Source organism: Chryseobacterium sp. RU37D, assembly GCF_900156075.1.
Lineage (GTDB): Bacteria > Bacteroidota > Bacteroidia > Flavobacteriales > Weeksellaceae > Chryseobacterium.
This window is the reverse complement of record NZ_FTMM01000009.1, coordinates 72064-85509: the sequence shown is the minus strand read 5'-3', so window position 1 is coordinate 85509 and position 13446 is coordinate 72064. Positions and strand designations below refer to the sequence as shown.

At 35.5% G+C, this 13446-nt stretch carries 13 protein-coding genes; 6 read left to right on the top strand and 7 right to left on the bottom strand.

Annotated elements, in window-relative coordinates; all coding sequences use genetic code 11:
- Positions 1-136 precede the first annotated feature (136 nt).
- Positions 137-1072, bottom strand: coding sequence for a sulfate/molybdate ABC transporter ATP-binding protein (locus tag BW926_RS06350; protein ID WP_076445274.1), 936 nt, complete (start codon positions 1070-1072; stop codon positions 137-139).
- Between the two features lie 80 nt (positions 1073-1152).
- On the opposite strand from BW926_RS06350, the gene BW926_RS06345 reads away from it, so the two are divergent.
- Together BW926_RS06345 and pheS are read left to right on the top strand one after the other, a co-directional pair.
- Positions 1153-1812, top strand: a complete 660-nt coding sequence (locus BW926_RS06345; RefSeq protein WP_076445272.1) for a YceI family protein — start codon at positions 1153-1155, stop codon at positions 1810-1812.
- Between the two features lie 253 nt (positions 1813-2065).
- Positions 2066-3076: a phenylalanine--tRNA ligase subunit alpha gene (gene pheS / locus BW926_RS06340; protein WP_076445270.1), complete on the top strand. Its 1011-nt coding sequence runs from the start codon at positions 2066-2068 to the stop codon at positions 3074-3076.
- A 293-nt stretch (positions 3077-3369) separates the two neighbouring features.
- Here the strand turns inward: pheS and BW926_RS06335 are convergent, their stop codons facing one another.
- Positions 3370-5802 (bottom strand): DUF5916 domain-containing protein, encoded by a 2433-nt coding sequence (locus BW926_RS06335; RefSeq protein ID WP_076445268.1) that lies wholly within the window; start codon positions 5800-5802, stop codon positions 3370-3372.
- Between the two features lie 135 nt (positions 5803-5937).
- Positions 5938-6708: a DUF3108 domain-containing protein gene (locus tag BW926_RS06330; RefSeq protein ID WP_076445266.1), complete on the bottom strand. Its 771-nt coding sequence runs from the start codon at positions 6706-6708 to the stop codon at positions 5938-5940.
- Positions 6709-6864: 156 nt separating this feature from the next.
- On the opposite strand from BW926_RS06330, the gene BW926_RS06325 reads away from it, so the two are divergent.
- Positions 6865-7920, top strand: a complete 1056-nt coding sequence (locus tag BW926_RS06325; RefSeq protein ID WP_076445265.1) for an NAD(P)/FAD-dependent oxidoreductase — start codon at positions 6865-6867, stop codon at positions 7918-7920.
- Between the two features lie 12 nt (positions 7921-7932).
- The gene (locus BW926_RS06320) at positions 7933-8262 is read left to right on the top strand and encodes a 2Fe-2S iron-sulfur cluster-binding family protein (protein ID WP_076445263.1); all 330 of its coding nucleotides are present in this window, start codon (positions 7933-7935) and stop codon (positions 8260-8262) included.
- Positions 8263-8359: 97 nt separating this feature from the next.
- Here the strand turns inward: BW926_RS06320 and BW926_RS06315 are convergent, their stop codons facing one another.
- The 4 genes from BW926_RS06315 to BW926_RS06300 all read right to left on the bottom strand — a co-directional run bounded on the left by BW926_RS06315 (position 8360) and on the right by BW926_RS06300 (position 11807).
- Entirely contained in the window at positions 8360-8941 is a 582-nt protein-coding gene (locus BW926_RS06315) for an LOG family protein (RefSeq protein ID WP_076445262.1), read from the bottom strand.
- A 214-nt stretch (positions 8942-9155) separates the two neighbouring features.
- Positions 9156-10601 (bottom strand): aminoacyl-histidine dipeptidase, encoded by a 1446-nt coding sequence (locus tag BW926_RS06310; RefSeq protein WP_076445332.1) that lies wholly within the window; start codon positions 10599-10601, stop codon positions 9156-9158.
- A gap of 85 nt (positions 10602-10686) precedes the next feature.
- On the bottom strand, positions 10687-11181 hold the full coding sequence (locus tag BW926_RS06305) for a hypothetical protein (RefSeq protein WP_076445260.1): 495 nt from the start codon (positions 11179-11181) through the stop codon (positions 10687-10689).
- A 20-nt stretch (positions 11182-11201) separates the two neighbouring features.
- Positions 11202-11807 carry an LURP-one-related family protein gene (locus BW926_RS06300; protein WP_076445258.1) on the bottom strand — a complete coding sequence of 202 codons (606 nt, stop codon included), beginning with the start codon at positions 11805-11807 and terminating at the stop codon, positions 11202-11204.
- Positions 11808-12001: 194 nt separating this feature from the next.
- Between BW926_RS06300 and recR the strand changes: the two genes are divergently transcribed.
- Positions 12002-12616: a recombination mediator RecR gene (gene recR / locus BW926_RS06295; RefSeq protein ID WP_076445256.1), complete on the top strand. Its 615-nt coding sequence runs from the start codon at positions 12002-12004 to the stop codon at positions 12614-12616.
- Between the two features lie 17 nt (positions 12617-12633).
- Positions 12634-13434: a glycosyltransferase family 2 protein gene (locus BW926_RS06290; RefSeq protein WP_076445254.1), complete on the top strand. Its 801-nt coding sequence runs from the start codon at positions 12634-12636 to the stop codon at positions 13432-13434.
- Positions 13435-13446 lie beyond the last annotated feature (12 nt).

The following is a 13446-nucleotide window of genomic DNA, read 5'->3' as shown; positions in this document are numbered from 1 at the left end:
AGAAAAAGTTTTAAACCATTTTCTTATGTTTGTATTTTTTATAAACAATTTAAAATAAAAATGACTAAAAAAGTTCCTAAAGTAAAGATAATTCAACAGTTTTCTCATTATAGGCAACGGAATAACCTACAAAAGCTTAAACAAAAGAAATTTTAACCCGGCCCCCAATTCTCGAATCGGTGTAGATGATTAATTCCTTATCCTTTACTTTCACTTTGTTCCAAAAATGATTTCCCGCAAATCTGCTTTCCAAAACCTCGGCTTCAAACCCATTTTCAGAAGTTTTTATTTCCTTCGGATGGTAAGAAAACTTTGAAATTTGAAAATCGGCCATTTCAATTTCATTAAAAATATTCACCTCACCGAAAAGTTTGGCAACATAGGAATTATAAGGATTTTTGAATGTTTCTTCCGGGAGGCCGTTTTGAATTAACCTTCCATTTTGCAATATAATAATCTGATCCAGCCACGGAATAATATCCTGAAGCTCATGCGTAGAAATGATTAAAGAAATGTTCTGCTGCTTTACATATCTGAACAATTTTTCACGCAATTCAATTTTTCGCGGAAAATCCAAATTACTGAAGGGTTCATCCAGAATTAAAAGTTTGGGAAGGACAGAAAGTGCCCTTGCAATCGCGACTCTTTGCTGTTGGCCGCCGCTCAGGTATTTGGGTAAAACATTTGAGAATTCCTCAAGCCCTATGACTTCCAGAAGTTCGGCAACCGTTTCTTTTTTCTTGGTTAAATTAATATTTGAAATAAATTTTCCTACATTTTCCGCCACGGTAGCATAGGGCATCAGGTCAAAATTCTGTGCTACAAACTTCATTTGCGATTCACCCGGAACAAGATTGCCTTTTGGACCCATCAGTTTTTTTCCGTCAAAAATAATATCACCGCTTTCCCAATCAAGAAGCCCATAAATTAAGCTTAATAAAGTAGACTTTCCGCATCCGCTTTCGCCGGCAAGAGCAATGATACGACCCTCATCAAATTTTAGATTAAGGTTTTGGAAAAGCGGTCTTTCCTTAGAATATGAGAAGTATAAATTGTTTATTTCTAATAGCATAATACAAATGTAATGAATGAAATGTTTAGAAAAGAACAATTTTTTTATTATATTAGCAGGACATTGAAAAATTAAAAATTATGAAAAGAAAGCTGTTTTCGTTAGTTATTCCTGTATTTTTTGCTGTTACTCTAGTGGTTTCCTGTAAGAAGGAGAAATCGGTTTCCAGTGAAAGCAACGAGGTGACGACGACGAAGGACGGAGCTCAGTATGTGGTGGACACTTTAAACAGCAGGGTAGAATGGAAAGGTTATAAAATTTTTAAATCTGAAAATACGAGTCATTTCGGGACTATTAAGTTTGAAAGCGGAGATGTAACGGTAAAAGACAGTAGGCTTGAAAGCGGAAAATTTGTAGCTGATATGAATTCTCTTACCTCTGTTGATTTAAAAGATGATGCTGATCAGTTGGGAAAACTAAACGGGCATTTGAAAGGCAGAGATTTCTTTGCAACAGAAAAGTTTCCTACGGCTTCTTATGAAATTACAAAAGTAACACCGTCTGCAGAAGGGGATTATAATACGCTTCTGGATGGTAATTTAACAATCAAGGGAATTACAAAACCGGTGCAGTTCAAGGCTAATATTTCCGTAAAAGAAGGACTTGTTAGCATAGCCACCGAGCCTAAAGATATTAAAAGAGAAGAGTTTGGGGTAAAATTCCAGGCTCCTGCCGAAAATGGGGTGATCAAGGATGAAGTAACCCTTCAGATCAACGTGAAGGCACTTGAAAAGAAATAAAGATGAACTCTTATGAAAAAGCATACAATTTGGGATATATGGCTGGGCAGCTTCTGACCGTAGCATTTTTTATACTCCTTATCTATGGCATAGTTCGTCTCGTAAAGAAAAGTAAAAAATAATTTTTTTATTTAAGTGAAATAAGTGATTGAAGTCTGCCTCCATAAACAGAGGCAGATTTTTTTAACAAAAGATGGAAAATTATTCAACTGAAAAAACGTATTTTTGCAAAACATTTTGAAAGGGCAAAACAATGATAGAAAAGATAGAAGAATTACTCGTCGAGGTAAACGGCTTCAATGCTACATCTAAAGAAGAGATTGAAAACTTCCGAATCAAGTATAATGGTAAAAAAGGAATTCTTAATGATTTTTTTGAAAAATTTAAAGAAGTTCCCAACGACCAGAAAAAAGAATTCGGACAGAAAATCAATACTCTGAAAAATGCGGTGAATGTAAAGCTGGAGGATTTAAAAAATGCTTCCGCATCTTCTATTATATTTGAGAAAGAAGACCTTACAAAACCTGCTTTTCCGTTGGATCTTGGGTCCAGGCATCCGATCAACCTGGTGAAAAACAGGATTATCGAGATTTTTAAATCTATCGGGTTTGCCGTGGCAGACGGCCCGGAGATTGAGGATGACTGGCACAACTTTACCGCACTGAATCTTCCGGAATACCACCCAGCAAGAGATATGCAGGACACCTTCTTCATTGAGCAGAACCCTGATATTTTATTAAGAACGCATACTTCTTCGGTTCAGATTCGTTATATGGAAGAGAATCAGCCACCGATCAGGATTTTATCACCGGGAAGAGTGTTCAGAAATGAAGCTGTATCTTCACGTTCACATTGTATTTTCCATCAGATTGAAGGTTTGTACATTGATGAAAATGTGAGCTTTGCAGATTTGAAGCAGACCATCCAATTCTTCACTACGGAGCTTTTCGGAAAATCAAAAATCAGATTAAGGCCATCATATTTCCCGTTCACAGAACCAAGTGCCGAAATTGATGTATATTGGGGATTAAACTCTGAAACAGATTACAGAATAACGAAAGGAACTGGCTGGCTGGAAATCATGGGCTGCGGAATGGTAGATCCTGCCGTTTTGAAAAATGTAAATATAGATTCTGAAAAATACTCAGGATATGCCTTTGGAATGGGGATTGAAAGAATTGTAATGCTTCTTTATCAAATGAGTGATATCAGGATGTTCTTCGAAAATGATATCCGAACTTTAGATCAGTTTAAAACGTTATAAAAATAAACCTCCGAAATTTTTGGAGGTTTTTGTTTTTAATTACTGACCTAAGAAACAAAACGTAATTAAAAACAGATTTATTGAAAAATTTACTATGGTTTACAAAAATGAAGTTTATTATTTTAACATTAAGTAATTAAGTTTTACGGCTTACCTTATATACCTTAAATAAAATCAATTCATTGATTTCTTAATTAAGAATAAAAACAATTCCTTAACTTCTTAATGTTTTAAAAGAAAGTAAACAAGTTTATTTAGATTAAGAAACTGAAAAATTTGAATTTTAAAAATAATTAGCTTTTAATATTTTTCTTCTTCATCCAATGCTTCGCCCTGTTATAATCCAGGAAATATGTAAGTTTCAAAGAAAAATTATTTACGGTGGGCTGGCTGAAAAGCATATCGTAATTCTTCATGACATTCAGCCTTGAAAATTCAAGATAATTGGAGGTAGCATTCCGGTAGAGAAGTGTCAGTTGGCTTCCCGGGGCAAACCACCAAGAAAACCTCAGATCAACATTCCAGGCGTTGTAGGTTCCATTTAAATTCTGATCAAAATGGCTGGTTTCTGCCAGGCTACCGTCCTGATTCAGGGTGTAGAATTTTTTATAGGTCACATCAGAGAAATAATGCCTGAATGTAAGTGTAAGAGAGGTTTTTTCATTGAAAGTATATTTTGAGGTTAAGGCATTTTCATAGGTATTTCTCTGGCGCCTTCCGATGAAAATATTGCTGTCATTTTTCCCTGCAAATCCGGTTTCATTATTACTGAAACTCGGGTTGAAATTCCAATTGATATTAAATTTATCAGAAAACCTGTAGCGGATCCCAAATTCAGTAAGAACCTGATTTCTTCCTTTTTCGTCAAAAGCATAATAATCTACGGTGAAATTGTACTGCAGCTTTTTTCTGCTGTCACTCTCAAACCAAACCCAGGAATCGAAATATCCGGGAACCTTAAGGTGTCTTCCGAAAGTTCTTGGTTCATAAATGTCATTTTGAGTCAATGGTGAAAATTCTATTCCACCTCCAAAATTTCTGAAATTCTTATCTGTAAAGCTGTTGTTATGATTAAACACGAAGCTCTGGAAGATGAATGGCTCTAACCGGTGGAAATAATTAAGATTAAAGTTTAAATATATATTATTAAAAGCCATGGTAGGCTGCAAAATTCTGTAGCCGTACCACGCATTATAATTCCCGAAATTGGTTTTTGTTGAAAATCCTGCATCATTGATATCCCAGTCTTTTGTCGTCACATTTCCGTTGATGGAAAATCGGTGCTTTCCTGCAATTTTTTCAAAGCCGGCTTCACCGCGTGTCCCGAATTTTGTTTCACCGTCCATGACCCAGCTGCCTTTAAGGCTTCCGAATGTTTTATAGGTGTTTTTCTTGTTGTTGATATCCCAAAGAATTCCCGTTGCATTGGCATCGCGAAAGCTTCCGTCCCTTGTAACATTCGTGTTGACCAGTGACACAGAAGAATTTCCGTTGAATCTCTGATCAAAAACAAGGACGTTGTAATTGGCCCAGGGTTCTACGACTTCTTTTCTGGTTTCACCTGTTTCTTGATTAATGATCGTAGCTTCCATTTTCTGCGTGACACTATTGAAAAAGCCGATTCCCAGACCCTTTTTTGTCCTTCCTGAAATTTTAAAAGCATTAAATAATTTCACTTTTGCCGGATATTCGGTAACTTTTTCATTAGCGGCAATCGCGGGGTAAGCTGTAGCCTCTCCACCGACTCTTCTTGAGTAAAACATACCTCCTTTATTGAAAAGCTCGGTTCCTTCGGTGAAAAAAGTTCTTTGCTCGGAAAACTGCTGCTCAAAAGGGGTTAAATTTAAAATAGAATTATCAAAATTGGCCTGCCCAAAATCCGGAATCAAGGTCATATCAAAGGTAAAGGCATCATTAATTCCGTACTTAACATCCATTCCGCCGTTGAAGCTTGAGGTCGTTTTCCCGTCGTAACTGTTGATATACGTTGAGAGATAAGGTGTGAAAGACAATCGGGTAGGAGGATTGATGTTCTGAATACCCTGCAAAACCCCATCAAAAAGGGTGTAGGAGTTTTTTGCATTATCCACGAAGTTCCAGTCGTAGGATGCTTTGATTCTCTGGATTTTCCGGAACATATTCATTCCCCATTCCTGAATATTTTCTTTTGGAAACCTTAATTCTGAATAAGGAATTTTTATTTCTACGGCCCAACCTTTTTCATTGATTTTTGCACCGCTATACCAGATGGAATTCCATGTTGCATCTTCACCGTCAGACGTCATTTTTGCATCAAACTGAACTCCGGCAGCTGTAACTACAAACTCCAGGCTTTGCTGCTTGTCATTGTATCCGTTGAGGGTAACTCCGAAGAAATCATCATTGTTGATCCCGTCTCTTTCAGTTAGTTCTTTTGCGATTTTATTGGGAGTCGGGTCATACATTTGTGCGGCAAAATAAATTCCGTTATCGTCATACAGAATTTTTACCTCTGTTTTTATGGAGTCTGCCTGTGGTCTTCCGTTATTGGGATTCCTTTCAGTAAAATTTGTGGCAACCGGAGCACTCTGCCATTCTGCATCGTCAAGAATTCCATCTATTTTGGGCGAAGATGAGGTTTTTGTGATCAGTATTTTTTTTCTGACAATTTGATCGCCTTCCTTTTTCTGCGCTGGGACAAATGTGGAATAAAATAGAATGCATAAGATCAGTAATTGAGTTTTCATGGTTTTAGATTCTTAAAGTTTTATAAATAAAACAATCTTAATTTGAAATCTATTACATGCAAGTAAAAATTAGGCTGTCTCAAAAATGAGACAGCCTAATTTTATATAATATTGATCTTTTATTCTCTTATTCTCTTATTCTATAAATTTTAAAGGATATTTTACATTTTTATAATCATCAATACTTGCTTTTAAAGAACCTACGGCCAGCTCGGCTTTTAATAGCATCGGAATATGATTGGCATCATTGGAAACCCACATCGTAACACCTTCTTTTTCCTTAAAAACTCTTCCGCTCTTTACTGAAGGAATAATTTTTAGGCAATTAATGGTTCCGAATTTAGTCTTAAGGTTTTCAGTTCCTACTACTTTCAGCTGGAAAGGAAACATCTCATCATCAATCCATACATTCATATTAATGACAGTTCCTATTTTCAGCTCGTCCGGGCTTTTACTTCTTAAGTAATAAAAGCAGGAAAGCATATCCTGAACACCTTTTACCGATTTTATAACTTTTGACCCGTTAGCCGGAGTTTTTCTATCCGTTAAAATCAAAGTATTGTTATCATGGTTAAAAACCGTCTCAAAATGCTGAGTGTAGCTTCCTTCTCTTACATTTCTCACGTAAAAGCTCGGAAGCCCGGTGTTTACATTGATAAAACTTTCATATAAATCTTCAACTTTAAAAAACGCCTTTACAGCTCCTGTTGTAGCTCCTGTACCTTTAGCATATAAATGGGGAATTCCTTTATAATTGGTTTTCTGAGTAGTAAGAGTGGCTGTTCCGGCGTTCAGAAACCCATAATGAATCCTGAAAATGATAGATTCGCCGTCTGCAATATTATCAATCTGGCCAAATCCCAAAAAGAATATAAATATTGCTAAAAAATTCAAAATTTTCTTCATAAATACATTTTTACAAAAACACTGCCAAATTCAAGACCTTAAAATTTTTGTGGGATATTTGACAAATCTCAGTTTTTTATTTAGAATGAATTAAAGCTGCTTAGTCTTAAAATTAGTAAATTTGCAAGTGCAAGTATAATTAAATTATCTTAAATTATGATAACTACTGATATATTGATCATAGGAGCGGGACCTACGGGGCTTTTTGCGGTTTTTGAAGCTGGTCTGTTAAAAATGAAGTGCCATATTATCGATGCGCTTCCTCAACCTGGAGGGCAGTTGGCCGAGCTTTATCCTAAGAAACCTATTTTTGATATTCCTGGTTATCCGTCTGTAAATGCAGGTGAGCTTATTGATAATTTAATGGAGCAGATTAAACAGTTCCAGCCAGGTTTCACGCTCGGTGAAACTGCCGTTTCGTACACAAAAGTAGACGATGAATGGTTTGAGGTAATTACCAATAAAGGAACCGTTCACAGGGCAAAAGCTATTGCTATAGCAGGTGGTCTGGGAACTTTTGAGCCCAGAAAACCCACGATAGAAAATATTACTGACTACGAAGAGAAAGGTCTTGAATATTTTGTAAAAGAACCAGAGCATTTCAGAAATAAAAAAGTGGTGATTGCAGGGGGAGGAGATTCCGCGCTTGACTGGAGTATTTTCCTTTCTAATGTGGCAAGTGAGGTTACTCTGATCCACAGGAGAAATGAGTTCCGCGGGGCTTTGGATTCTGTAGAAAAGGTTCAGGAATTGAAAAATCAAGGGAAAATTAAATTGATTACTCCGGCAGAAGTTACAACTGTTAAAGGTAACGGAAAAGTGGAAGCTATTACGGTAGAAGTTGAAGGTCAGGAAGCTTACGATATTGAAACGGATTATTTTATCCCGTTATTCGGATTAACTCCAAAGTTAGGGGAGATCGGAAACTGGGGCTTAAATATTGAAAAAAATGCGATTGTTGTCAATAACGCGTTAGATTATCAAACCAATATTGATGGGATCTATGCTATCGGAGATATTAACACCTATCCTGGAAAATTAAAACTGATTCTTTGCGGTTTCCACGAGGCTACGTTGATGTGTCAGAGTGTTTATAACAGACTGAACCCGGGTAAAAAGTATGTATTGAAATATACAACGGTAAGTGGTGTAGACGGTTTCGACGGAAGCAGAAAAGAAGCGGAGAAGGCTGTTGTGAAAAAAATTGACTAATTTTGCAAAATTATGTCAGATATTAATATAAAAATTACCGATAGAGACGGTATAAGTCACGATGTGGTAGCTCCAACGGATATGTCCATGAATTTAATGGAAATTATTCGTTCTTATGAATTGGCAGAGGAGGGAACTATCGGAGTTTGTGGAGGAATGGCGATGTGCGCATCCTGTCAGGTGTATGTAATCAATGACCCGGGGCTTGATGAGATGGGCGCAGAGGAAGATGCAATGCTTGGAGAAGCTTTCCATGTAAAAGATAACAGCAGATTGGGTTGCCAGCTGCATATCGTTCCCGAAATGGAAGGTTTGGAAGTGGAAATTGCTCCTTATCCTTAAAAAAAACTTAATTTAAAATAAAAAACTCCTGAAGATTTTTCTTCGGAAGTTTTTGGTTTATTTTCAGATATAAGAATTTTTAATTAACAGAAATATATTAAACTTCCTCCTTCGAAATCCACTTTCCAACCACCGGAGCTTCATAATTTTTCATCATCTCCAGCAATTCGTCAATATTATCATTAATCAACAACATATCCCTGTTGATTTGCTTTAAAAATCCTTTATCTACCATTGTTTGCGTTAGCCTAATTAAATCATCATAAAATCTGTCAATATTCAAAACAGCAATTGGCTTCTTGTGAAGTCCAAGCTGTGCCCATGTTATCATTTCGAAAAACTCTTCCAACGTTCCGTAACCTCCGGGTAAAACGATGACACCGTCGCACAAATCATTCATTTTGGTTTTTCTTTCGTGCATGGTTTCAACGAGAATTAATTCTGTTAATTTTTTATGGGCAATTTCTTTTTTCTGTAAAAAATATGGAAGCACTCCAATTACTTTTCCACCGGAATTTAGTGCTCCATCGGCAACAGCGCCCATCAAACCGGTAATTGCACCACCATAAACCAATTGAATATTTTGTTTTGCCAATGTCTCCCCAAGTAAAATAGCCTGTTGTCTATAAATATCATTCGAACCAAAGCTTGATCCGCAAAATACTGTGATACTTTTCATTGTTTATTTTTTACTCTTTTATTTAGATGCTTCGACAAGCTCAGCATGACGCCGCTACAAATTTACCGTTTTAATAAAACGATTAGTATTAGAAATGTCATGCTGAGCCTGTCGAAGCATTTTTCTTTAATTAAATTTAAATAAATTTTATATAAAACTAAAAATATCCAAAATCAAAACGACTTTGGATATTAAATATAGCAATTTTACAATTTTATTTTTGAGGAATATTCGCTAAAATATCTTTCAGAAAACGCCAGAATTTTTGTGTTGAAGGGATATTTGCTTTTTCATCAGGAGAGTGAGCTCCACGGATTGTAGGTCCGAAACTTACCATTTCCATTTCAGGATAATTGGCTCCGATGATTCCACATTCCAAACCTGCGTGACAAGCCACAACATGAGGCTTGTCTGTGAATTTTTCCACATATATTTTCTCCATCAGCTGTACAATTTCAGAACCCGGTTTTGGCTTCCAGCCGGGATAAGATCCGCTGAATATTGTGTCCATTCCAGCCAGTTCTGCAACAGATTTTAATTGTTCTGCAACAGAATATTTTGAAGATTCTACAGATGATCTCGAAAGGTTTAAAATTTTAAGCTCTCCGCCTTTTAATTCAACTCTTGCAACGTTGTTTGATGATTCAACCAAATCTTTTACATCCGGACTCATCCTGTAAACGCCGTTGTGAAGAGATTTCAAAGTCAAAATAATTTTCTTTGAATCTGCTTCTGAAATAGCTTTATCCGAAGAGGTAGCATTTTCAATATTAATATGAATATTCGGTTCTACCGTAGCAAATTCTTCTAAAATTTCTTTTTTAAGTCCGGAGGCTAATTCTTCAACGAATTCTTGAGCATTTCTTACAGAAATTACAGCAAAAGCTTCTCTCGGAATGGCATTTCTCAAGCCGCCACCGTCAATAGAAATCAGCTGAATATTCTCTTTTTCAAGACCTTTGTAAAGAAGTCTTCCCAAAATTACATTTGCGTTTCCAAGACCTTTGTGGATATCCATTCCGGAGTGGCCGCCTTGCAAACCTTTTACCTCAAGTCTTACTATTTGGCCTTTCGGAGCTTTAGTTTCATAATTTTGAGTAATTGTCACATCAATTCCGCCTGCGCAGCCAATATCGATTTCATCATCTTCTTCGGTATCAAGATTTAAGAGAATGTCTCCGGTTAATTGGCCTGGTTTTAATCCCAAAGCTCCCGTCATCCCGGTTTCTTCGTCAATTGTAAAAAGTGCTTCCAGAACCGGATGCGGAATATCTGAACTTTCTAAAATAGACATGATTGTAGCAACTCCTAAGCCGTTATCAGCACCCAAAGTAGTACCTTTTGCTTTTACCCAGTCGCCGTCAATCTCCATTTTGATTCCTTCAGTTTCAAAATCAAAATTCACATCATTGTTTTTCTGGCAAACCATATCAAGATGGGACTGTAGGACAACAGATTTGCGGTTTTCCATTCCCGCTGTTGCCGGCTTTTTGATAATTACATTTCCTACTTCATCCACTGTAGTTTCCAATCCCAGATTTTCACCGAATTGTTTGATGAATGCAATTACTTTTTCCTCTTTTTTTGATGGTCTTGGAACAGCATTTAATTTGGAGAAATTTTTCCAGATTATTTGTGGTTCTATATGAGATAGTTCCATGAAATTTTTATTTTTCTCAAAATTACGAAATAAAAAATGCTTCCGTAAATCAGAAGCAATATTTTTGAAGGAAGCTAGAAACTGACTAGCATCCGCATTCTCCATAAATAGGCATTGTAATCACTGTTCCGTCTGATTTTTCGATCGTCAGGATACCTTGAAATAATAAGGCTTCTTCACCATTTATTTTCTTGCCTTTTACAGAAATTTTATAATCTTCATTTTCGATTTCCTTGTTCATCACTTCATCTACTTCCATATCACTTGAAGAGATGAGATTCATGGCCAGTCTTTTGCCATCGAGTTTCATATAGGCGGTTTTGCCGGCATCATCGGCGTAGATATACTTTTCTGCCTCAAAGTCTGCTTTATTTTTTGCAAAATGGCATGAACATTCTTTAATTTCTTTTGGAAAAGGAAAGGTTTCAACTAATATTTTTCCTGAGGTTGCTAAATCCGACATTGCAGAATCCTGAATTACAGATGTAGAATCTTTACGTTCTAAATTGGATGTTGTTTGTTGTTCTTTTTTACAAGAAACTAATGTAATAGCCGAAAAGAAAATGATTAAGTATTTCATTGTTTGTGGTTTAAATTTTTTTATCCTCTAGCTCTTTCAAGAAGAGTCATCATTAATAGAGAAAGAATTACAGAACTTTCGTCGTTATCGTCAATATCAATCAGCCTATCCAATTGAAATCTTCTTCCGAAGAAAGAAGGCATTTTTTTTAGTTTAAAATATTCTTTACCGTCTATACCGGTAACAGTATAAGATGGATTTAAAAAATATCCTGTAAATATTCCAATAATTGGAATTTCGCCTACAAAATTATCAAAAACTTTCACCAATGCATTGTCTTCCTGAACTTTAAACTTTGGTTGATCATTTGCATCCAAAATATCATAGCTTGCCTTCCAAAGAGAGCGCATTCCTTTTCTTGCGAGTCTTCCGAAATTTTTGCCTGTTGCTATTTCATTCAAAGAATAAGATGCATTAAAATCGATCCACTGGTTTGCTTTGATTCTAAAAAGCTCTTTAGACTTACTTTCGTCATTGAAAACAATAACATCTTCTTTGAATTTAAACATTTTCTGACGAACATACGCCACATAATTTCCATGTCTGTCGGTAATATTGAAGTCGCTTGCAAGCGTTGTAATTTTAAATTTAAAATCCAGAGGATAATTTAAATTATTAAGTGCCATTGGATTTATTTTTTCAAGTTAATATTTAGATTCTCAAAGATAAGATTTTTAGAGTTATGAGTTATGAATTTTGAATTATGAGTTTCCGAAAAATCCTTTTAGTTTTAATTAAAATGAATACTAAATAATTAAAACATATAATTCAAAATTCATAACTTATAACTAATTTCAGCAATTATCATTATTTTTGTATCATGGATTACCCAAGTAAAGTTTTGGCGAAAGCAGTAGATGAAATTTCCGGACTCCCCGGAATTGGCAGGAAAACGGCTTTACGATTAGCATTGCATTTATTGAAACAACCTAATTCCAGGGCAATGAGCCTTGGAAATTCATTGATTAATCTAGTAAATGAAATAAAGTACTGTAGAGAATGCCATAATTTTTCTGATTTTGATATCTGTGAAATTTGTAGCAATGAAAAAAGAGATGATGGACTGATCTGCATCGTGGAAGACGTTCGTGATGTAATAGCCATTGAAAATACAGGAAAATATACAGGAAAATATCTTATTTTAGGAGGGAAGATTTCCCCGATGGAAGGCGTGGGGCCGCATCAGCTAAATATTCCAAGTATTGAGAAGAAACTGAACGATGGAAATACAAAAGAACTAATTTTTGCTTTGAGTGCAACAATGGAAGGCGATACGACGGCATATTATATTTACAAAAAATTTAAAAACTTTAATGTAAATTTTTCAAGTATTGCAAGAGGTATTTCTGTAGGAGATGAGCTTGAATATGCAGATGAAATTTCTTTGGGAAGGTCAATTATGCACAGGTTGCCTTACAACGAAGGAAATCCTTAATTCCTCAATTTTCATAAATGATTTCTGTAATAATTCCTTTATACAATGCTGAAAAAACGATTATTAATGCTTTAAATTCTATTAAAGTACAGACAGTCGGGGCAGAGGAGTTTGAAATTATCATCATAAATGATGGGTCTACAGACAAAAGCAAAAGTCTTGTTGAAAAATATATTAAAGAAAACCCGAGTTTACACATTCAACTTCTTGAATTGGCAAACGGAGGGGTTTCGAAAGCTAGAAATTTGGGGTTAAAAATAGCAAAAGGAGAATTTATTGCTTTGCTGGATGCCGACGACGAGTGGCTTCCTGAGAAAACAAAAAAACAATTACATTATCTCAATAATAAAAATCTAGATTTTATTGCAACAAGAAGAAATAATAATAAAATTCTTTTGCCTTACCGTGTAGAAAATCATCTTGCTAAAATTACTTTTACAAAATTATTAATCAGAAATGAAGCACAGCCTTCAACGGTTATTTTTAAAAGAAAAATTTTAGAAAATACGGGATATTTCAATGAAAATCATCGATACGCAGAAGATCTTAATTATTGGATGAAAATCGCCAAAAACAATAATAAAATGTACATTCTTGATGAAAGTCTGCTGATTGCCGATGGGGGAAAAAGGACATTTGGTGCGGCTGGGCTTTCCGCGAATCTTTATGCGATGGAGGAGGGATTTCAGAAGAATTTGAAAGAAATGTATCTTCTGAAGCATATTAATTTTACTCAATATCTATTTCTAAGAGCCTTTTATAAAGCGAAATACTTACTTTTGCTGGGGAGAACTTATTATTATAATCTAAGAAAATAATAACAAAACGCA